Annotated in this window: 16 protein-coding genes and 1 tRNA gene; 6 read left to right on the top strand and 11 right to left on the bottom strand. The window is 38.8% G+C overall.

What is annotated here, in order from left to right:
* Positions 1–336: 336 nt before the first annotated feature.
* The 4 genes from ACVWYG_RS17395 to ACVWYG_RS17380 form a co-directional block, all read right to left on the bottom strand.
* Positions 337–2,208, bottom strand: coding sequence for a DNA topoisomerase IV subunit B (locus ACVWYG_RS17395; RefSeq protein ID WP_457272014.1), 1,872 nt, complete (start codon positions 2,206–2,208; stop codon positions 337–339).
* 435 nt (positions 2,209–2,643) lie between these two features.
* Positions 2,644–3,042: a thiol-disulfide oxidoreductase DCC family protein gene (locus tag ACVWYG_RS17390; RefSeq protein WP_457272012.1), complete on the bottom strand. Its 399-nt coding sequence runs from the start codon at positions 3,040–3,042 to the stop codon at positions 2,644–2,646.
* Positions 3,043–3,048: 6 nt separating this feature from the next.
* Positions 3,049–3,519 carry a pyrophosphohydrolase domain-containing protein gene (locus ACVWYG_RS17385; RefSeq protein ID WP_457272010.1) on the bottom strand — a complete coding sequence of 157 codons (471 nt, stop codon included), beginning with the start codon at positions 3,517–3,519 and terminating at the stop codon, positions 3,049–3,051.
* Positions 3,520–3,597: 78 nt separating this feature from the next.
* The gene (locus tag ACVWYG_RS17380; protein ID WP_457272009.1) at positions 3,598–4,080 is read right to left on the bottom strand and encodes a GNAT family N-acetyltransferase; all 483 of its coding nucleotides are present in this window, start codon (positions 4,078–4,080) and stop codon (positions 3,598–3,600) included.
* Positions 4,081–4,156: 76 nt separating this feature from the next.
* Here ACVWYG_RS17380 and ACVWYG_RS17375 point away from each other — a divergent pair, with 76 nt between their 5' ends.
* Complete coding sequence (locus ACVWYG_RS17375; protein WP_457272007.1) at positions 4,157–4,756, top strand: LEA type 2 family protein; 600 nt, start codon at positions 4,157–4,159, stop codon at positions 4,754–4,756.
* Between the two features lie 14 nt (positions 4,757–4,770).
* Here the strand turns inward: ACVWYG_RS17375 and ACVWYG_RS17370 are convergent, their stop codons facing one another.
* Together ACVWYG_RS17370 and msrA are read right to left on the bottom strand one after the other, a co-directional pair.
* Positions 4,771–6,354, bottom strand: coding sequence for a S41 family peptidase (locus ACVWYG_RS17370; RefSeq protein ID WP_457272005.1), 1,584 nt, complete (start codon positions 6,352–6,354; stop codon positions 4,771–4,773).
* A 136-nt stretch (positions 6,355–6,490) separates the two neighbouring features.
* On the bottom strand, positions 6,491–7,156 hold the full coding sequence (gene msrA / locus ACVWYG_RS17365; protein WP_457272003.1) for a peptide-methionine (S)-S-oxide reductase MsrA: 666 nt from the start codon (positions 7,154–7,156) through the stop codon (positions 6,491–6,493).
* A gap of 401 nt (positions 7,157–7,557) precedes the next feature.
* On the opposite strand from msrA, the gene ACVWYG_RS17360 reads away from it, so the two are divergent.
* Entirely contained in the window at positions 7,558–7,686 is a 129-nt protein-coding gene (locus ACVWYG_RS17360; protein WP_457272002.1) for a hypothetical protein, read from the top strand.
* 115 nt (positions 7,687–7,801) lie between these two features.
* The gene (locus ACVWYG_RS17355) at positions 7,802–8,566 is read left to right on the top strand and encodes an SDR family oxidoreductase (protein WP_457272000.1); all 765 of its coding nucleotides are present in this window, start codon (positions 7,802–7,804) and stop codon (positions 8,564–8,566) included.
* 180 nt (positions 8,567–8,746) lie between these two features.
* On the opposite strand, the gene ACVWYG_RS17350 is transcribed toward ACVWYG_RS17355, so the two are convergent.
* From ACVWYG_RS17350 to ACVWYG_RS17335, 4 genes are all read right to left on the bottom strand, one after another.
* Positions 8,747–10,948, bottom strand: coding sequence for an alpha-galactosidase (locus ACVWYG_RS17350; RefSeq protein ID WP_457271998.1), 2,202 nt, complete (start codon positions 10,946–10,948; stop codon positions 8,747–8,749).
* Positions 10,949–11,077: 129 nt separating this feature from the next.
* Entirely contained in the window at positions 11,078–13,378 is a 2,301-nt protein-coding gene (locus ACVWYG_RS17345; RefSeq protein ID WP_457271996.1) for a glycoside hydrolase family 20 protein, read from the bottom strand.
* Between the two features lie 75 nt (positions 13,379–13,453).
* Positions 13,454–14,824 (bottom strand): Gfo/Idh/MocA family protein, encoded by a 1,371-nt coding sequence (locus tag ACVWYG_RS17340; RefSeq protein WP_457271994.1) that lies wholly within the window; start codon positions 14,822–14,824, stop codon positions 13,454–13,456.
* Between the two features lie 204 nt (positions 14,825–15,028).
* The gene (locus ACVWYG_RS17335; RefSeq protein ID WP_457271993.1) at positions 15,029–16,531 is read right to left on the bottom strand and encodes an exo-alpha-sialidase; all 1,503 of its coding nucleotides are present in this window, start codon (positions 16,529–16,531) and stop codon (positions 15,029–15,031) included.
* Positions 16,532–17,427: 896 nt separating this feature from the next.
* On the opposite strand from ACVWYG_RS17335, the gene ACVWYG_RS17330 reads away from it, so the two are divergent.
* Both ACVWYG_RS17330 and ACVWYG_RS17325 read left to right on the top strand, forming a co-directional pair.
* Entirely contained in the window at positions 17,428–19,020 is a 1,593-nt protein-coding gene (locus ACVWYG_RS17330) for a LamG-like jellyroll fold domain-containing protein (protein WP_457271991.1), read from the top strand.
* Positions 19,021–19,059: 39 nt separating this feature from the next.
* Positions 19,060–20,607 (top strand): glycoside hydrolase family 76 protein, encoded by a 1,548-nt coding sequence (locus ACVWYG_RS17325; RefSeq protein ID WP_457271989.1) that lies wholly within the window; start codon positions 19,060–19,062, stop codon positions 20,605–20,607.
* 236 nt (positions 20,608–20,843) lie between these two features.
* Here the strand turns inward: ACVWYG_RS17325 and ACVWYG_RS17320 are convergent.
* A tRNA-Phe gene (locus ACVWYG_RS17320) sits at positions 20,844–20,916 on the bottom strand.
* A gap of 230 nt (positions 20,917–21,146) precedes the next feature.
* Between ACVWYG_RS17320 and ACVWYG_RS17315 the strand changes: the two genes are divergently transcribed.
* Positions 21,147–22,442, top strand: a complete 1,296-nt coding sequence (locus tag ACVWYG_RS17315) for a 4Fe-4S dicluster domain-containing protein (RefSeq protein WP_457271987.1) — start codon at positions 21,147–21,149, stop codon at positions 22,440–22,442.
* The last annotated feature ends 244 nt before the right edge of the window (positions 22,443–22,686 follow it).

Below are 22,686 nucleotides of genomic sequence, written 5' to 3'. Positions count from 1 at the left end.
TATTAAAAAACTCTTTAAGATTTAATTAAGATCGATAATGTTGATGATTATTTGGGCGCTTTTACACGCTGTCCATTGTATCTTTAATTGGCTTTAACAGGCCAATTAAAGAGGATGCCATTCCCATCGTTAGCGCAAGACCTAGCCTGTGTGTATTGCTTGGAAATCCGTTTTGTGAGGAACGAACAAAAAGATTGGAACGTAAAGCGCGACCCTCTTCAGGGGAACGCCCAGATTATTTGAATACATCATCGGGCATCTACCAAAACTGACATATCATGAAAGCTGCTCTAAAGTGTAGCGTTATTAAATTTCTATTCTTTTATTTCTATAATTCTAAGCGACCGCGGCTGTTATCGGTTCTTCTATTTCGCTTATGTCGTCTTTCTCTACCCTCAAATTTTTAATAATATGTTGTTGTCTATCGGGCGTATTTTTTCCCATGTAATATTCCAAAAGCTTTTTAATGGTCTGGTCCTTTAAAATAACAGGGTCTAGCCGAATATTTTCTCCAATAAAAAGGCCAAATTCATCAGGCGAAATCTCACCTAGCCCTTTAAATCGGGTAATTTCTGGCTTGCCACCTAGCTTTTGGATGGCATTTTTTCGCTCTTCATCGCTATAGCAGTAAATCGTTTCCTTTTTGTTTCTCACCCTAAAAAGAGGCGTTTGTAAGATATAAACATGACCCGCCCTTACCAGTTCTGGGAAAAACTGAAGAAAAAAAGTCATCATCAATAATCTGATGTGCATCCCATCAACATCGGCATCGGTTGCAATTACAATGTTGTTGTAATGCAAACCTTCCAAACCATCTTCTATGTTTAGCGCATGTTGTAAAAGATTAAATTCTTCGTTTTCGTACACGACTTTCTTAGTAAGCTCGAAACAATTTAATGGCTTCCCCTTTAAACTAAAAACAGCTTGTGTGTCTACATCTCTAGATTTGGTGATGGAACCAGAAGCCGAATCTCCTTCGGTGATGAACAGAGTCGTTTCGTATTTTTTCTCGTGGTTGCTGTTAAAGTGCGCCTTACAATCCCGAAGCTTCTTATTATGTAATGAGGCTTTTTTTGCACGATCATTGGCTAGTTTTTTGATTCCAGCAATGTCTTTGCGTTCTCTTTCGCTCTGAATAATCCGTTTCAAAAGTGCATCTGCAACATCGGTATTTTTATGCAGATAATTATCCAATTCCTTCTTTACAAAATCATTTACGAAAGTGGCTACAGATGGCCCCTCCGGACCCATATTTTGCGACCCGAGTTTGGTTTTGGTCTGCGATTCGAAAACTGGCTCTTGTACTCTAACAGAAATTGCTGCAATAATAGATGACCTTACATCTGCAGCATCAAACTCCTTTTTGTAAAATTCTCTAATGGTTTTTACCACTGCAGCCCTAAAAGCTGCTTGATGAGTTCCACCTTGCGTGGTATGTTGGCCATTTACAAAAGAATGGTAATCTTCGCCATACTGTTGCCCATGTGTCATGGCTATTTCTATGTCGTTGCCTAATAAGTGTATGATTGGATAACGAAGTTCTTCAGGTTTATTTAGCTTAGAAAGTAAATCGTAAAGACCACGCTCTGAGAAAAACTTCTGGTTATTAAAGTTTACGGTAAGCCCAGTGTTTAGAAATACATAGTTCCAGACCATACTTTCTACAAAATCTACAATGTAGTGGTAGTTCCTAAAAATGGTTTCGTCCGGATAAAAAGTAATTGCAGTACCGTTACGCTGAGTGGTATCAATAATTGCTTGATCGGTAATGATATTTCCTTTGCTAAACTCTACTTTTTTCGTTTTCCCATCGCGGTAGCTTTGGACTAGAAAATTTGTAGAAAGCGCATTTACTGCTTTCGTACCGACACCGTTTAAACCTACGGATTTTTGAAAAGCATTGCTGTCGTACTTACCACCTGTATTTATTTTACTTACACAATCTATCACTTTGCCCAGCGGAATCCCTCGACCATAATCTCTCACGTTCACTTTTTGGTCCGAAACAGTAATGTCGATGGTTTTACCACTACCCATCACAAACTCATCAATAGAATTGTCTACAATTTCTTTAAGCAATACATAAATGCCATCATCTTGTGCAGATCCATCGCCCAATTTACCAATGTACATCCCGGGACGTAGGCGGATGTGTTCCTTCCAGTCAAGGGAGCGAATGCTATCGTCGTTATAAATTACTTCTGCCATATGTGAGTATCATGCAACCTCTAATAATAGGCAAACCCTAAATAGAGGTAAAGGCACAATATTAACATTTTTCTTGCAAGCAGTTAAAAGTAAATGTTAACAAATGCACAACCCTTCGATTTTTCTTCACTAAAATCGGCGATGGAAGTTATTTGATGTTATCGCCAGATTGAGTCGGATTTTAGTGCAAACTAAAGCAGTCTTGCTAAAAATTACTGAGGTCACTCTATCAGAATGACTATTTAATAGGGTTATTCGACTTAGGCAATTTTCTTAAAGACCAAAAAACTGGGTTGGAATTCTATGGCAGATTTGAGACTACTCGTTAGTAATCTAAAGAATAAAGTCAAGAAGGCATTGAAGGCAAAAATTAAATTAATTTATATTGAAATGCTGGTGAACCATTGGACTCGAGTTGCCATTTAAAAAATCACTTTATAAAAATCTACCTTGTAACTCTGGCGTAGGCAACCAACAACTTTCCTTTTTTCCGAACCATTTATATCTGTTTTTTGCGATAACACCATACACGCCATTTCTAATAAATTTCGGAACAACCATAAACAAGTACAAAATAGGCCACGCAGCCCCTAAATGTCTGGCTATTCGAAGGGCTGCAGTCGATTTACTGTAAAGTTTTCCGTCTTCTACCAAAAAAATAGAATTCGATGTTGCAAGATCTACGTTAAATTCTAGAAGCTTTTTTTTAGCGTAATCGCCCTGCAGCGCAGCAAAATTATAAAAGTTCTTTTTATCTCGCGATATAACAAATTGTATCGAAGCATTACAAAGATTGCAAACACCATCGAAAAAAATCACAGCCTGCTCAGTCATCTGTGGCTATTTATTTAGAATTGTGGGCAAATCTGCAGGAGAATAATTGATGGATTTTAGGGTTTTATCGTCGCTGGTGCGGAAAACAAGGAACAATCCGTCTACTTCTTTAAAGTAAGATTCAGTTTTATCTTTATCGAAGTAAAACTTAATGGTTTGTTCTGCTTCCTCGATTGTTTTGCAGGCCTTACTCATATTAGAGCGGTGCACCTCATCGAATAAATCTTTAAATTTATCGCCCAAACCGAATTCTAAAATGGCGCCTGCGAGTACATATTGCAAATCGCAAAAGGCATCGGCTACTTCGGTTAAATCATCCGCAGTTACAGCGTCTTGCAATTCCCTTAATTCTTCTGCTAACAAAGAAATACGCAGACTTGCCCGCTGTTTTGAAGGAATTTGAGGAATATCCAGAACTGGATGTTTAAAAGTGGTGTGAAATTCGGCGACTTGATTTAATGAATTGCTCTCTAGCATTGGTTTTAATATAAAATAAGTTAAACATTTAAATATTTGCAGAATGGGTACAAAAATCCATTCTTAATGACTGATTTGCTATAGCACAAGTAACATCCAAAGATTGCAGGCAAAGTGACCGGAATTACCCAAAGGTTCAGACAACTCCTTGAACCCAACTTTTCTGTACATCGAAACTGCGGTAAAAAGTTCTGGAAAAGATTCTAGGTACAGCTCGTTATATCCAAAATGTTGCGCGGAAGTGATGCATTTCTCTATAAGTAATTTACCAACCCCATTTCCCCTTGCCGAGGCCGAAACATAAAACTTAACCAATTCCACACAACCAAGAGGTAAGCCATCGGTTGGATAGACGCCACAACAGCCAATTAATTTCCCTTCCTTTTCTGCCAACCAAAAAACCGATTGTTCCTTCTCAAAAAGCTCAAAAAGTGCGTCAGTGGTCGGATCTGTATAAACAGTGCCAGGCTTGTCAATTTTAAATTCTACAAAGACCGCTCGAATAAGTTCAGCGATTAAAGCATTGTCTTTCTTTTCAATTTTTCTGATCAAAATGGCCATTCATCTATTTTTTTTAAAGGTAAAAAGCATTTAGTCAACTGCAAAATAGTTTTTGTAATTTGCCGTTATGGAAGGTATGAGAAAAAATATTTTATTGATTTTATTTACGTTAGGAATAGCGAGTTGCAGTGTAAACAAACAAGCGCAGCAAATTAAAGCATTAAAAGATTGCCAATATAAAATAACCAGCGTGGATGGCGCGAGCATTGCAGGCGCAGATATTAAAGATTTATTTAATAATGGCAACTTTAACTTAGGCAATTTGCCCGGTGTAGCTCTGGGTTTATTAAGAAAAGACATTCCATTGAGTGCTATTGTAAATTTAGAAATCACAAATCCATCTGGCGTAACTGCAGCAATCAACCAATTTGATTACAAAATCCTGGTTAATAACACCGACTTAGCAGAAGGTACCGTAAATCAAAATGTTAATATTGCACAGGGCCAAAAAACAATTGTACCAGTAAGCATCCGCAGCAACGTTTATAAATTATTAATCAATCAAGACATCCTTAATGATGTGATGAAAGCAGCTAAAAAAGGTTCTAGTAGCGACGAAAGTTTAGGCCTATTGACCATCAAAATTCGTCCTACGTTTATGATCGGAAATACCCCCATAAAATATCCAGGTTACATTAGCATAAGTAAAGAGGTAAGCAGCAAAATACTTTTGTAGTCTGAAGCTAATTTTTATTTACGATCTCTAACCATGCCCTGAAAAGCGTTTTGATCTAATGCAAAAGACACAGCTTTGAGTTCTTGTGGCGATAATTTTGCGGCCAATTTTACCGATTGTTGCGCTGAACTACCTGCTTTTAGCGGCAACAGCGTAAACACACCAGACTTTGCATAGGACAAGGCGTAATTAAGTAAAGTCTCTGTAGAATCACCCCAATTTTTAGTCGGGTCTTCATAGGCCTCTTTATCTACTGTTAATCCAGAGTAATAACCGCCAACATTCAATTGATTTTTTGTCTCAAATTCTGGAATATACAGATCGAAATCATTAATGTGTATTGGGAAAAAGCCCACCGGCTTACCATAGGTAGTTGTTCCGATAAGTTTGACATCAATTACGGGTTTCAAACTGTTTATAGTCAATTCGCTAGCAGATGCGGTAGATCCTGAAACTAGGAAGTAAACACGTGAAACATTTAGAGATCCAGACTTAGAAAATTTCTCTATGTTTTCGGCAGAAGTTGATGAATAATCTAAATCAGCAAAAGTAAAATATTTTTTATTTAAAGCGCTAGAAGACAGCTGCAAGTTGCCTTGACCATCTAAACTTGGTTGGTGGGTTAGAATTGAGGATGTTCGCTGAGCTGTTGTTAGATTTTGAAGATAGTCGTTGTAATAATAGGTAAACATAGTATTGCCGTTTTGCGCAGTTGGTGCCAACAAATTAATTATTTGCTGTGCTGTAGATACATACCCGCCTCCGTTGTAGCGTAAATCTATCACTACTTCTGTGGCACCTTTTGCCGCAAAATTTGCAAAAGCGGCATCTATAGATGTACTTACATTATTTGTAAAACTATTGAATACAAAATAACCAACTTTTTTCGTACCCACTGTAAAAATATGGGTGAACAAAATTGGATTTTCAGAATAGGTTGCTCGTGTTACAGTAACTTGCTTGTTCGCACCAGATAAATCAGTAAATGTTAACGCTATGGATGCATTAGTACCGAAAAAGGCATTGTTTAAAAACGTTAAATTATTGGGTGAATAACTTACATCACTTTGGCCGTTTACATTTGTAATCTTGCATCCTCTGGTTAGGCCCGCTTTGTCTGCCGGCGAATTGGGATAAACATATTTTACTCGAAGATCTGTTTGCGTATTAAAGATCGCGGAAAAACCATAATCGTCAGCATTTCCGCTTAGATCAGCCTTTAGTGCACTTTTTTTGGCTCCACCTAATCCATAATCTATGTAGGAATATTTTGGAGATCCGGCATTGGGTCCAAGCTCATAAGGCAAGCTAGTCATCGGATTGATCGCAATTTGGCTAAGCGCAAAAAGCTCTTTAGCGTTATCCGTATATTGTCGGGGATTAAAGGTTGAATAATCCGGCAAATCAGTTTTCCAATAATAGAGTTCCTTGGCATACAGAAACATAGAATCTGCAGTCAATTGTAAACGGGTACCGCTCACAGCTGTCGGCTGTGCTATAATTGGTGTGTCTGGCAGTGAAGTCGCTTTTTTACATGCTGCAAGTCCGCAACTAAAACCAATCGCTAGGGCGACCCAGAATCCTCTAAATATTTTCATTAACCGTGTTTTCTAGAAATCAATTGTATGAATTAAAACTGACTTATTAATGTAATCTCTTTCAGCAATCTGCATCTAATTATCATGCCATTTGAAATGAACAAAAGTTGTTTTCTCAAAAATTTTTGCCCTGTGCCTATTTGTTCTTAAACTGAGGTTTTAGATACGCCTGTCTACTTTTCCTCAACTTTTCTACTTTTGGTTCAGACACACCTTGAATGTAACTACTCTCAGGATGCAACCTATAATACCCCTGATGATAATTTTCTGCAGGATAAAGCACCTTGTAAGGAACAACCTGAGTTACAATTTTATCTGAATAGTGATGTGATTGATTGACCTCTTGTATCGTTTTTTCTAAAATCGCTTTTTCTTCAGGCGTTCTGTAAAAAGCAATAGAACGATAATCTGTTCCCTCATCAGGACCTTGTCTATTTAATTCTGTAGGATTGTGCGCATAAAAAAAAGATTTAGCGAGTTCGGTGTAGCTTACCACTTTTGGATCATAATATACTTGAACTGACTCTGCATGCCCTGTTTTTGTACTGCTCACCTGCCCGTACGTTGGGTTTTTTGTCGTTCCGCCTGCATAACCAGATATTACCTTATCAACACCTTTTAATTCTGACAAGCCTTCAGAAAGACTCCAGAAACATCCACCTGCAAAGGTTGCTACTTTTTCATTTGCTTTTGGGTTGGTAAGTTTGGCAAAGCCAGCCTGCTGACTCCCACTTTGAGCATCTGCGCAGCCAACACCTAACATTAGCATCGCACAGAGAAAACTATTTTTTATAAATTTCATATTGCAATTGTATTGAGACAAAGGAAAATAACCTTTGTATATGTAAGTTTATATACGAGCAGTGCCTAGTAAAGGTTTGTAGCAGGAACGTAAAAAATTATGATCAAGTATTGTGGGTAAAATTTTTAGCTAAATAAATATTTTACCTGTTTATCAAAAACCAGCGTTGACCTCAAAAGATGTATTAATAATAGAAACGATACCACATTCGATCACTTTATTACATTGAAAAAGAGCGCCTCATGGTTAGAGAAGTTTTACTTTCTTTCCGTTTGTTATCGTTTGTAATTATAAACTGAAATGCGCAAACGGTAATCATCAAGCCAGATACTTTGAGATTTTAACCATTTACTTGAACATCAAAACCACCTAAAGATTCGCCGTTAAGCAACGATGGTAAAATGATGAGGCTAATCTATTCAGGCAACTTCGCAACAGACTGGAATGGAAATAAAATTGCAGAAAACCCACTTGGAAGCCATTATGGCTTGGCAATACAGAAGATAAAGTTATTTAAACCTCAGGATTAAATTTTCAGTCGGTTAGGTTTAATAGAACACTCGCGGCTTTCGTGTGTTAATTAAGTAAGCATTATCAAGTATAAAGGCGAACAGACATTTAAACACATTATAAAAGATCAAGATCATGGGATTGTGGGAATTACAGGGAAAAAAAGCGCTAGTTACCGGCGGCTCAAAGGGAATCGGTAAAGCTGTAGTTAAAGAATTTTTATCGCTTGGCGCGGAAGTATTGTTCACCGCACGCCATATTGAAGAGGTGAGTCTGTTGGAGAAAGAACTAAAAGATCAAGGCTTTTTGGCAACCGGCATCGCATCTGACGTGACTTCTAAAAACGACCGCAAGAAACTGTCCGAGTGGATTGCCGAACATTGGACCAAATTGGATGTCCTAGTCAACAATGCCGGGATAAACATTCGCGGCAGCGCGACCGAATATAAAGCTGAAGAAATTTCTAAAGTGCTCGAGACTAATCTATATGCACAATTTGAGTTATGCAGAACATTATTTAGTGCGCTGAAAGCAAGTGGCAATGCAAGCATTATAAACATCGCCTCTGTTGCTGGGAGTTTTGATGTACAAACTGGCGCACCTTATGCCATGTCTAAAGCAGGTTTGATCCAAATGACGCGGAGTTTGGCCAACGAGTGGGCTGTAAATAATATTCGTGTAAATGCCGTTTCGCCTTGGTTTACAGAAACCCCATTAACAAAAGGGCTGTTGGCTAACAACGAAAAATTAGCGCGTATTTTGGCGAAGACACCTCTAAATCGAATCGCCAAAGATGTAGAAGTAGCCTCAGCGGTCTGTTTTCTTGGGATGGATAATGCATCCTACATTACCGGACAAAATATTTCTGTTGACGGTGGCGCAACCATTGCGATGCTATAAAAAATTATAAAAATTTTGGAAGCTAAACTTTTTTTAGTTTAAATATTTAACGCTCTGTTTAATGGTTTAATAAAATTGGCCAATACAAATACAAGAATTTCAACTAAGCACTTTCAATTTCGGTTTTAGCATTCCAACTATTTACATTCTAATCTCCTTAATAAGGAAAAACAAATTCAATTACATCGCTACTAATTTTATAATCACACTATTGCGACCTGCCCGTACCTCCGGATTGAAACCAACATTCATTAAGAAATTTCCGGTATATTCCAATTGTCCGTCGATGGTTGATTTTGTGCCTGGATATAAATTGATTTCTATCAGTTTGTATTTCTTTTTTGCGTCTAAACCTTGCAGTTTTATGGGCAACTTACTACCTGCGCCATACCGATTGTTCACCAGGTAATTGAAAATAACTCCCGAAGTTTTGTCGCTATTGAGATAAGCCATTGAAGCTACATCGCCTTCTGTTGGGTTGGCCAAACGAAATTGATCTCCATGCCAAACAAGATCCTTAATTCCATTGTAAGCATTTACGGCCTCTTTGCAGAACTGTAAATCAACAGGTGCCAAGGTTTTTACATTAAGATCAAAGCCTAATTTACCCATCATAGCAACATCTGTGCGGAATTTTAACGGCTGTTTGCCCCAATCTGTCACATGATTTGCAGAGCTAATGGCAGGATAAAAATAAGAATATTCCCACTGGATAAATATACGCTCCATTGGATCGGTGTTGTCGCTTGGCCAGAACTCTGTAAAATACTGTAGCGCAGCATAATCTACCCGGCCGCCACCACCAGAACACAACATCATGGGCACTTTAGGAAATTTCGCCCTCAAATTTGCCAATACATTGTACAGCCCACGCATATATTCGATGTAAAAATGCGACTGATTTTTGAGGTAAGCCGAGTGGGCGTTGTAAATTACGGCGTTACAATCCCATTTTATAAAAGCCAATTTGGAGTTTTCTAAAAAAAGTTTATCCACTATCCCGAACACAAAATCTTGAACTTTTGGATTACTTAAATCTAAAACCAACTGGTTTCTGTAATATTTTTCCGGTCGAGCAGGCTCTTTTATCACCCAGTCAGGATGCTTTTCATAGAGTTCGCTTTTGGGATTTACCATTTCGGGCTCTATCCAGATGCCAAACTTAACCCCTTCTACATCTGCTTGCTTTACTAGAGCCGCAATACCATTCGGTAGTTTTTTCTTATTTGGTTCCCAATCACCTAGGCCAGACTTATCTCCGTTTCTTGGATATTTATTGGCAAACCAACCATCATCCAACAAAAAAAGATCTACGCCTAAGTTCTTGGTGTCCTTTAATAGATCGAAGAGCTTATTTTCATTAAAATCAAAATAGGTGGATTCCCAATTGTTTAAAAGCGTTAACCTCTCTCCATTCCCATCCAACAACTTATAATCTCTAGCCCAGCTTTGAAGGTTCCTACTTGCCTCCCCCTTTCCATGGCTAGAAAAAGTATAAAGGAATTTTGGTGTGGTGAAAACTTCCTTTGGTTTTAAAGTATAATCAGAAGCATAATTATTTATTCCGGCAATAATTTTAAGATTATTCTGCATGTCTAATTCAAAATCTACTTTAAAGTTACCGCTGTATTCTAGCGCGCCAAAAAGCACATCACCCTCATTTTCAGTCGCGGGTTTGTCTAAAGAAACCATAAACACAGAAGGCATAAATAAATTTGCGCGAGTGCCGAGTTTAGTGTCGAGTGTTTTGATTCCATGTGTTAACTGGGTTTCTTCGGCTTGCATTTCCTGCGCCCAATCTCCATGATATTGTTTTAGCCAATAGCTTGCTGATCTAAGATGTAGATTGGCCGAAGCAAATTTATGCAGCGTCACACTCCCCATTTCTTGATGTTGAATTTCCGACCATTGCTCGATAACATTCTCCTTAAAATAACTTTTGTAAAAGAGTGTAACCTGGAATTTATATACAGGATCTTTTAAAACTACACTAAGTAAACTCACATCATTCCCTATTTTCTCTATTGAGTGACTTATGTATTTTAAGTCCAAAGAATTGTCGCCATCCGCATGTGTGACGGTAATAGCTGGTTCCATCAAACTCCTGGTACCCGACGGAGTATAGGCAGCATTTGCAACTCCACTTTCATCATTTGCCTGTCGATAAACATCGGCAACCTTATCATATTCAATAACCTGCTCGAGCTTTTTACCAAAATAAATGATGTTTAAATCCTTCTCATTGTTCACCTGAACGACTATTGCATTGTCTTTTGTTTCAATGGGGATGGTTATGCTTTGAGCCAATGCCGCAGTTGAGCACGCAAATAAGACTAATAACGGATAGATACTTTTAAAGGGAGATTTGAGGATGTTTTTCATGTACTAAATTGAGTTTTTTTTAAAAAAGTGGCAGACCATGCCATTCATTTAACTATTAAAGGACCGGTATTTTACCGAAATAAAAATTGGATATACGATTATAACTTGCTACACTCAAATTTTTACTGTTTACTGCACTACAAATTCATCAGCAAATAGCCAACCGGGTTTTCCTTCTCCGCTGTGCCCCTTAGGAAGCGATTCTAATACTTTAGCCGTTGCACGGACAAACTTAGCTTTAGTCGGCTTAAATTGAGCGGTGAATGTATGGATAACCTGCTTCTCGTTCAAGGATATTGGATTTTGGATTGTTTTTACTTCCTTAAAAGTAATTCCATCCTCAGATACTTCGAATTTTACCCATTGCGGCATAAAAATCCAATCATTGCTGTTTTGTAAACAACCTAAAGACATGCTGCTAATGGAAGTTTCACTACCTAAATCAATGGTTGCAATCAAATCTTTTCCGCTGAAGCCGTGCCAATATTTTCCTACGGCCATTGTACCCCTTACGCCATCAGTAAGTGTATTCGGTCCATCCGCCAAATAATAGCTACTTACTGGGTTTAGGTAAGAGACGTTTTTCCCCACGGCTTTATGCATCACATAACTCTGTGATGCCGGTTTTACACCCATTACGCTTCCATTCAATACGGTAACGGCTTTCAACAAGGCAGAAGAATCGATCGGTATAGGCGACTGAAACTTCTTACTTGCTAAATCAGGGTCTTTTCCATCAAGCGTATAAAGAATTTCGCCATTTACAATTTCTGTAGAGAGATTTACAAACAGCTTTCCATTTTGAGATTGAGGTTTGATGTTAACAGTATAGTTTCCTGGCGAATAATGATATCCCTTTTGTTCGAACCCAGTAAATTGATACGGCAATCTTTTATTAAAGTCTATCCAGTTTTTGTTTTCTTTTGGCGTCCACACCACTTCGGCGAGCGCGAGCATGCGCGGCAAAACCATATATTCAAGGTTTTCCCTGGTGATGATGTATTCTGCCCAAACATTTGCCTGGGCACCCAACACATACTTTTTTTCCTCCTGCGATAATGCTGACGGCACTGGCTCGTAATCATACACCATTTTTAACGTGTTGAAACCTCCGATAGCTAAAGGCTCCCCGTCAGGTCCTGCTTGATAATGATCGAAATACACAGGTGTTCCTGGCGTCATCACCACATCATGCTTCATTTTTGCAGCTTCAATCCCGCCAGATTCTCCCCTCCAACTCATTACTGTTGCTTCTGGTGCCAAGCCACCTTCCAATATCTCATCCCAGCCAATCATTTTTTTGTTTTTACCAATCAGGTATTTCTCAATCCTTTTAATAAAATAACTTTGCAATTCACCTACATTTTTTAAACCTTCTGCTTTAATCCTTGCTTGGCATTTCGGACAGGTTTTCCAAGGTGTCTTGTCCAGCTCATCACCCCCAATATGAATATATTTTGATGGAAATAACATGGCAACTTCATCTAGCACATTTTCTAAAAAGGTAAAAACTGAATCATTTCCTGCACAATATCCAGATGCCATGCCGGTATAATCGCCACCTGTAAGCGGAAGTTGTGGTTTTTGCGTACAGCTTAAATACGGATAAGATGCGATAGCCGAAGCCACATGCCCTGGCATCTCTATTTCGGGCAGGATGGTAACGTTTCTAGCTGCGGCATATTTAACGATGTCTTTAATTTGTTCTTGTGTATAAAAACCGCCATAAGTGGCAGGTTCTCCAGCTTTTGCCTGGGGTCTGGCAGACCAGATTTTATCTGTTTGATCTACACGCCATGCGCCAATTTCGGTTAATTTTGGGTAGCGTTTTATCTCAATTCTCCACCCTTGATCATCAACTAAATGCCAGTGAAAGGTATTCAGTTTATACGACGCCATCAGGTTAATGTACTCTTTTACCATATCTGGTGAGAAAAAATGCCGACATACATCGAGATGCATTCCACGCCATTTAAACCGAGGATAATCGGTAATTTCCATAGCAGGTATTTTTAAAATGGCATTTGTCCTAACTTGAGGCAAGGTTTGAAATAGCGATTGCATTCCGTACGTAATCCCCGCCGCGGTATTTGCGCTAATGTGAATGCCTTGCGGCACAACCGTTAGTTTATAGCCCTCGCTGCCAATTGCCGAATCAGCAATTAATGACAATTTAATGCAATTGGCTTCACTCTTTTTAACGGGTAAAGTAACTCCAGCAATATCGTTTAAATAGGCGTTTAAAAATTGTGCCGCAGGTTTTAGTATGCTTTTTTTTCCATCCAATTCAATTACTGTTTTAGCATTTATAACGAAATTACCGGCATTAACCTTTAAGCTTACCGGCTTTGGTATGATGTTAACTTCTTGTTGCGCAGAAGCAGCGAAATGCACTGCTGCGGTCAAAATAAAAACTACTAATTTTTTCATGTTTTGCTAACGACATTTCCTATTTGGCAACCTATAAGGTAGGCAAAAAGTGTTTATATATTATTCTTTTGTAAACTAAAAAGTATCTTTCATCCAATTATATGGTTTCCGCTTTATCCAATTTCCTCTGGTAAAATCGGGGAAATTTTGCGGCTCTCCGTTATTTGCTATTGAAACTTCAGAAAGTGGAGTGACCGCGCTCCATGCCGCTGCGTCATATGCGTCCATAGGGGGTGCAATATTTTGTTTCGCAGATTCTACAAACGCATTGATTACGAAGAAATCCATACCTCCGTGGCCGGCTCCAGTTGCACTTTTGCCAAATTTTTTCCAAAGCGGATGGTCATATTTTTCTAACCAATTGTCCATGTCCTCCCAAGCATCGTCCGTTTTGCTTAGCCCTTCTACATAGATGCGCTTCGTATGGGCATCAAACTCTGTTAAACCATTCAATCCCTGAACCCTAAATCCCAAAGAATAAGGTCTGGGCAAATTACAATCGTGCGTTACGATGATGGTTTCGCCATTTGCAGTTGCTATAGTGGTGGTAATTACGTCGCCCTGTTTCCATTTTAACTTAGCATTTGGATGATTCTCGCCACCATTCGGATGGTTTACAATATAGTTGTGAAGTCCAATTGCTTTGGTGGAATGAGACGTAAGTGAAATAAAACGATTGCCTGCATTGATGTTGGCCATTGCGGCAACTGGCCCCAAACCATGGGTTGGGTAGGTATCGGCATTTTGTTTTAATGAATGTTGTGTGCGCCAGTGTGCTTCAGAATATCCCTGATCACCAAATTCTACACCTCCTCCATAAGGTTGTTTGCCATTGTTAAATTTAACGTTCCTTAGATCATGTTGGTAGCCGCACCTAAAGTGAATAAGCTCGCCGAAAACGTTCTGTTTTACCATATTTAAAACAGCCATTACGTCTCTCCTATAATTTACATTTTCTAAAATCATTAAATGGGCGCCAGTTTGCTCATGTGTGTTTATTAAATCCCAACATTCTTCCATAGTATTGGCTGCAGAAACTTCTACGCCAGTATATTTCTTAGCCAGCATAGAATCTTTAGCCATGCGCGTATGCCACAACCAAGGTGTAGAAATAACTACTGCGTCTACATCCTTTAAATTCAACAGATTCTTGTAATCCGATTCATTTTTGCTAAATACCGATGCTTTTTTCTGACCTGCTTTAGAAATCATATTTTGCGAAAGCGCGACTCTTTCCGGGTCTACATCGCAAATGGCGGTAATGCGCACATCGTCTCGCAACAAAAGGTTTTGGAGATGCATAATTCCGCGCTGGCCAAGGCCAATCATACCCACCTTTAATTTACGATCGATATGGTTACTATCCATGGCGAAAGCTGCCGGAGCTAAAGCAATTCCCGCTCCCGCGATAACAGAATTTCTGATAAAGTCTCTTCTCGTACTCATAGTTTTTTGGTTAAAAAATCGTTTTGCCACCTTTTTTTTGTAGCTGGCAAAATTTTATTATATCTGACTCGTAAAAGTATTATTTTATTTTGATTTGCCTTCATTAAGCAAACGTACATGCAGAATTATTACCTCCTCTTTTGTGTGGGTTAAATTCCACCCAGATATTTTTGCTACAAATTTGAATCTTATGACTACTCCGGTCTATTTGGCTATTTTTTTAATCATATCGGCCACTGGAATACGAACAAAATATAAATCTCCCAGTCCTTCATAAACAAATCCCAAAGTGTTTTCATCTATTTTTGTAAGCGCCGAATAACCAAATAGATTTCGGTTGTCGATCAGCACTTGGTTTTCTTTTACCCAAGTTTCACCCGAGTCTGTGCTTGCTTTTATGCTTAAATTAATCCGTGCTAATGAAGAGTTATCGTTCCCAAAAAATACTACCTCTTTCTCCTTTCCCTTAACTTTGACTTTCGCACTGATAAAGCTAGCCATGCAGACAGGATCTTGCAATGCGCTGTACGAAGTATGATGCTCAATCCAAGTTTTCCCCATATCATCGGTAGTGGCCACACTTCTAAAACTTCCTCTATTGTCGCGCATATTTAACATAAGCGTGCCCGATATGGTTTCAATGACCTGACTTTCAGTCGTATTTGATTTTGGCCCGTTTTCAGTTTTCCAACTTGCTCCATGATCAGCACTGTATAAAATCGTACTATGTGGTATGGCATTTTCATCCCAATATTGAGCCGCGAAAACCAGTTTACCATCTTTCATGGCAATGCCAGCGCCAGGTCCATTGAAGAAGATATTCCAATTGGGATTCTTAACTTCTGCCGTAATGCTACGCGGTTTTGTCCAAGTTTCACCATCATCAGCGCTACTAACCAATACCAATTGACCAGTTACATCTGCCGACAAACCGGGTTTCGAGCCCGCTATGGATCTATTTCCTTTACTCCAAAGTGCCGCTACCCATATTTTATTCGTTAACGGATCGAAAAGAATTGCAGGATCCCCGACACCGTTATTTTCTTGCGGAGTGCCCATGTCCATAATTATTTTCATCGGCTGCCAAGTTCTTCCACCATCGCTGCTTTTACTCATACCGACATCAATATTTCCAGGCAAATCGCCAGAGGTTTCATAGCGAACGTCATACACGCTTAAAAGAGTCCCATTATTTGTCGTTGTGATGCCAGGAATACGAAATGTATTTACGCCGCCTTCACCAGCTTTTTTAAGCACTAAACCAACACGCTTTACCACACTTCCGCCATAGATTATTTGTTGTGATAAAGCGGCTCCGTCTCCCAGATTTTTCATCTGAAATAGCACTTTGGAATCAATATTTGCATCGTGTTTTAGGCTTACTGCCAGCCAGATGTAATGAATACCAGGCTCAAGGTTTATCGCTAATGGAATTTTAAACGCTGTTTGGATTGGTGTAAGAGAAATTGAGTTGAATTTAGTAGAGAACATAGGCTCATCACCATTATCATAAGCAAAAATCTGATCTATTGCTTTTAGCCCATCCAAATTTAAAATACAAGAAACGTTTTTTAGCTCAAGGTGCTTTCCTCCCGCAGGAATGTAGATTCTGATTCTTATTAAAGGATTTGTTACAACTCCTTTAAACAAAGGAACGACAGGAGCATAACAACTGATATGCAATTTAACCACAGCAAAAGTCTGCATTGAGCAGAAGATGATTAAGAAGCAAAATAACTTTGAAAGGTTTTTTCTCATATAAAATTGACATTATTTATATCCGCAGCGTTAAATTAACAGATTACGGTTTTGTATGAAAGATTTACTGCTCGATTGAAGACCGCCAAATTGGTAAATATACTTAGAGTTTTATTAAAAAGTTAAAAAGTAAGTGCATTAAAAGGATCGGCTAACTGTCACAACACCATTAAAAATAGCATTAAATTTCAAAATCCAAATCCTACCGCCCCTTATACGACAACTTATCAGGCCATCCAAAAACCTTTAAAAAACGGATATTAAGGAAATAACGTCAGAAAAATATTAAACGCTGTAGACGGAATGTGGATGATGTGACTTATCATTGTAATTTTAAGCATTTTAGCAAGAACTTTACCCTTCCATAGTCAGCTAAAGAGAAAAAGCAATAGCTAAAAGCTAACTCTGCGTTCCGCCGCAGCTTAATTATTAATTGCTGACACGATAAAAAACGCAAGTTTACTTTCTTTAGATGCTGTTTTCAACTCCCATTTACTTGGGATTGATGAAATGATTGTATCGTTTTGATGGCATTATAATTATAGCTTTTACATTCCTACAAACCAGTCGACATTATCGTCTTAGGTGCGGTAAAACCAATAGTGATGGATACGCTGTTTGTTACCTTACTAGTAAAGCATTGTAAATAGCCACATTAAAGCACCTCAGAAAAACACCACTTCCATCTACTTAATCGTTTTAGTTATTTGAGCTAAAAACATACGATTGTTCCAAATATTTGCTACTTTGGTTGAAACCAAATCTTAAACCTAAAAATAGCCCTCAATCATTCCATCAATTGTATGGAATTCTTATCTTTTTTTCTAATCAAATACGCCTTCCTCATGTCTAAAAAAAATTATCTTCTAATTTTTATTTCCGTAATTGTATTGCAGTTAATGCTGTATAGTTGCGCAAAAAAAGAACTTTCCTTAAATGCCGTAGAGATGACGTTGGATAGGTCAGTGGTATTTCTAACTCCGAGCAGTAGCGTCAGTGTGAACATTTCTTCAGGTAACGGCGAATACAAAGTCCTTTCGTCGGACGTAAACGTTGCAACTGCTAGTATAACGGATAACGTAATCACCATTAAAGCAACAACCAAAGAAGACAAAGCCAACGCCGTGATTGTTGTAACCGACAAAATGTTTAAAAGACAAAGCATAGATGTGGTTATTTCGAAGTTATTTGAGCTGACATTAAGCAAAACCGACGGTAATCTAGAAGTAGGTGTACCAGGAAAAAACGAGCTAACCATAGATATAAATACAGGTAATTCTGGCTATAAAGCCGAACTGATGGAAAACTCGAATCAATTTATCGAGCTTAATACTTCCAAACTGGAATCGCATGCTAAGTTTACGATTAAGGCCATTGCTGTTGGGATTGCAAAAATTAAGATTACCGATACCAAGGGTAAACAGGGAATTGTAACTATTACAGTTACTGCACCATCCACCCTACAACTTTCCAAAAATAACTTAACCTTATCTTCGGTGCAGGGGAGTGAGAATATTACGGTTGTATCCGGTAATGGTGACTATAAAGTTACTGTAACGAATCCTTTTGTAGCCAAAGCTTACGCCAACGGAAATCTAATTACCATAAAAGGCAAGATTAATGGAAGTACAACGGTGGTTGTAGAAGATAAAAAAGGACAAAAAGCAACGTTGAATGTAAAGGTTGAAGGCGCAGCTTTCGCAATGAATTTTAGCGATCAATTCTTTGGTTACGCCAACTTCGGTGACATTGCCGTTGTCGATGAATCTATAAAATCGCTGAAACAAGTCACCTTTGAGATGACTTGCAAAATTGAGAGTTACCGCGGACTGCAAACTTTTATGGGTTTAGAAGGACAGTTGATCATTAGAGGTAAAAATGACGACTACAGACCAACACATCCTTTACAGATTGTTGGCTTAGGCGACAAGATTGTGCTAGAAAGCACAAAAAGCTTTAACCTAAATGAATGGATGAATATTGCTTTAACAGTAGATTGCAGTAAACAGGAAATCAACGAAAAATACAAACTTTATATCAATGGCGTTCAGGATGTATTAATTGTGTCCAAACAGGAAAGTACGCATAGTTCAATTAATCTTGCTTCTAGCAATGATGGCAACAGGTTTGAAATTGGCCGCGCTGCCGGACAAGATTTTAGGGCGATGAGAGGTGCAGTATCCGAAGCCCGGGTTTGGACGGTAGCTCGTACCGCACAACAAATTAAAGATAATATGTGTGCTTTAACGGCCGGTACTCATACAGGTTTACTTACTCGATGGAATTTTACCGCAGGAACCGAGACTGGCTATATCCAAGACAGCAACGGTGGTAAATACGAAACCAATTTAATTATTGCAAATGCGAAGCTTGGCGGAAACTATACTCAAGTTAAAGTTCCAACAAGTGTATTTGTAAGCAAAGGCTGTCCTAATTAAAACCATCTCTCTCAACTTTTCATCCCTAATACAATTGAAATGAAGATAATATCGAAAATAATAACGCTATGTTTAATTTCCTGCCTGTTTGTTTTATCGTGCAAAAAAAACGAGATAAAACTACCAGAAGACACAGTTGGCAACAGCATTGCTTCCGTTACTAAATTGGTTGTGATGCCGACCGACGACGAAAATGAACTTGAGGTGAGCTGGACCAATCCAGATGACGATGCATTGATGAAAATTTCCATCGCCTTTTCTCCAGTAGATGGAGGAGTTAAAGCAACTCCAAACCCTCTCATTGTAAATGCCTCAAAGGGGACAAATCAAAAAGCCTCTATTACAGTTCCTTTGGCTATTAAATATACAATTAGTGTAGTCGCCATAAATAGAGCTGGCGCAAAGTCTGAAGCGCGTAATGTGGAGGCAACTCCATATTCTATAATTAGTCCAGACCTTATACCAGTTTTTTTAAAGCGGGCAGACACATTGATGACTTCGCTCGTAAAATTGTACCTCGATGGAAAAGAAAGAGACATATGGTCTTCAAATTATCCTTTCAAAGATGGTTTTTGGAACGGAGCTGCAGTAATTTGGGGTCACGGTGGTGCTTTTTCCGGCTACGCTGCGCTTAAAGAAGCTTCGGAAGCCTTTCCCGCTTACAAAGCAAAGATAACCAGTTTATATGATGTTAGATTGCTTACAGGAATTGATAAATTTAGAAATACCGCAAACAACAAACCCGAAGCCTATGCGGTTTATCCAGGGAGTGGAGATGAACGTTATTATGACGATAATCTTTGGGTTGGATTGGATATGATTGATTTATATAAACTGACAAAAAATCCTGCCTACCTTTCACGCGCTGAGATGGTTTGGCGCTTTATCTTAGACGGTACAGACAATAAGATGGGAGGCGGCGTTTATTGGAAAGAATACGGGAATTCTAAAAACACAGTTTCCAACGCTCCTGCCGCTGTTTTAGCGGCGAAGTTATATTTAGCAACAAATAATCCTGCGTATTTAAAGAGTGCTAAAGAGTTGTACACTTGGACCAAGACACATCTTCAAGATCCTTCAGATTATCTGTATTGGGACAACGTAACACTGTCTGACAATAATGATCCGAATTCGACTTTAATTATATCTAAAGAAAAATACAGTTATAATTCTGGCCAACCGATGCAGGCTGCTGCTTTGCTGTATAATATAACCGGCGATAGTCAATATTTAACGGATGCTCAAAATATCGCTAAATCGGCCTATAAAAAATGGTTTGTTCCGTTCAATTCTTATACAACCGGTAAATCTTTTAGAATTTTAGAGCCAGGTCATGTTTGGTTTCAAGCCATTATGTTTAGAGGATTTATTGAACTTTATAAAATAGATGGCAACAAAACATATGTAAAGGCCTATCAAAATACGATGGACAATGCCTGGCTTTCTAATGCTCGAAATAGAACCACTAATTTAATAAACGAAGACTTTAGAGGAGGAAGTACGCAGGCTAATTTCGACATTCTTCATCAGGGCGCTTGTTTAGAGATGATCTCCAGGTTAGCACTGTTGGAGCAAGAAGGTCTTTAACGGAAACTAAAAGGGCTACATCATATTTTAAGCGCAAATTTTTAACTATTGGAGAGCTAGGTGCTTTGATTGAACTAGGTTTATTAAAGATATCGCTTTGCAAATTAATGAAAGACCTTGCTTATCTATGCGCAGAATTCCCCATCATTTAAAACTAGACATTAAATCAGCTTTCAGACAAATGACCTGTATTCATAAAAAAAGCCCTTTAGATTGTCTCTAAAGGGCTCAAATTGTGGTGCCTGCTGGAATCGAACCAGCGACACAAGGATTTTCAGTCCTTTGCTCTACCGACTGAGCTAAGGCACCAACCGTTTTTGTGTCCGCAAATGTAGCGTTCTTTTTTTAATCCCAAAACTTTTTTGAAAAAAACCGGAACTAGCTCTGATTATCAATTGCTTAGTTTTTCAACTACTACTAAAATTCGAAGCGCTTAAATGCGATCAACGAAAATATAGGTAGTTTTAGCGTCTTTTTATGCAAGCATAGCTTTATTTTCCAACTAAAAATTCTAATTTAGCATATACACATATACACACATGTTAGCTCAACTCCTTTTCTTAATTGTTGCCTCAGTTGCTGTTGTGCTTTTCAGCTTTAATTTGCGGAAAATTCTGCGAAACATCAAACTCGGCAGAAAAACAGATCGTGCAGATCAACCAGATAAAAGGTGGGCAACGATGTTTCGGGTTGCGTTCGGACAATCTAAAATGATCGTTCGGCCTATCCCCGCCATTCTGCACTTCTTCCTTTACGCAGGTTTTGTCATCATCAACATAGAAGTTTTAGAAATAATTACCGACGGAATTTTCGGTACGCACAGAATTTTTAGCGAAATTGGAAACATCTACAACGTACTTATCGGTGCTTTCGAAATATTGGCGTTTTTGGTCCTCCTCTCCTGCATCGTCTTCCTCATCCGCAGAAATGTGCTAAAAATCAAACGCTTTTTCGGCCCAGAGATGACTGCTTGGCCAAAATCCGATGCCAATTACATCCTCATTATAGAAATCTTATTAATGTCTGCTTTCTTACTCATGAATGGCGCTGATGCCAAATTGCAGACCATGGGATTGTCGCATTATGTGGAAGCAGGTTCATTTCCAATTAGCAGCCATCTGTTGGATTGGTTGCCAAATAGCGAGTCCACACTCATCGCAATAGAACGCAGCTGTTGGTGGTTCCATATCGTCGGTATTTTTGCTTTCTTAAATTACCTACCCTATTCTAAGCACTTCCATATCCTGTTCGCGTTTCCAAATACCTATCGCTCTAATTTAAATTTGAAAGGAAAATTCGATAATATGGCTTCCGTAACGAACGAAGTCAAAGCAATGTTAGATCCGGCTTATGTACCCCAGGAACTGCCTCTTACTAAGTTTGGCGCAAAAGATGCAACCGACCTCTCGCGCGTCAATTTAATGAACGCCTATACCTGCACAGAATGTGGTCGATGTACTTCCGTTTGCCCAGCAAATATTACAGGCAAACTGCTGTCTCCCCGAAAAATAATGATGGATACGCGGGATAGAATTACTGAAATTGGCAAAGGTTTAGACAAAAACGGTAAAGATTTTACGGATGGAAAGTCCTTATTAGATGATTACATAACCCGCGAAGAAATTTGGGCTTGCACGAGTTGCAATGCATGCGTACAGGCTTGCCCGGTAAATATTGATCCACTTCAAATCATCATGGAGCTCCGTCAATATGCGGTGATGGAAGAATCTCAGGCTCCGGCTAGCCTAAATGCTATGCTCGGAAATATAGAAAACAATCAAGCGCCTTGGAAATATTCGCCTGCAGATCGGTTTAATTGGGCAGAGAAGGATTAAGGAATAAAGAATAAGAAGCAAAGTGCAACAACATTGACTAAACTATTTTATGGAAAAGCAAGTGCGGTAGCTATTTTCAAAGTGTATTCCCGCTTTCTGCTGTAGCCACTCATGCTTCGCGGGCTGCCGCGCCAATCGGGTTTAGGTACGCAGGTCTTTACAAGAAAGTAAAGTTGCAATACGCAAGTCGCCGGTTAAGTAAGAAATAAAGAACAAGGATTAAGGAGCCACGAACAGAGACCAA

This window comes from Pedobacter sp. UYEF25 (genome assembly GCF_054061655.1).
Note: the sequence above shows the minus strand (reverse complement) of the source record. Positions and strands in the feature narration are given on the sequence as shown.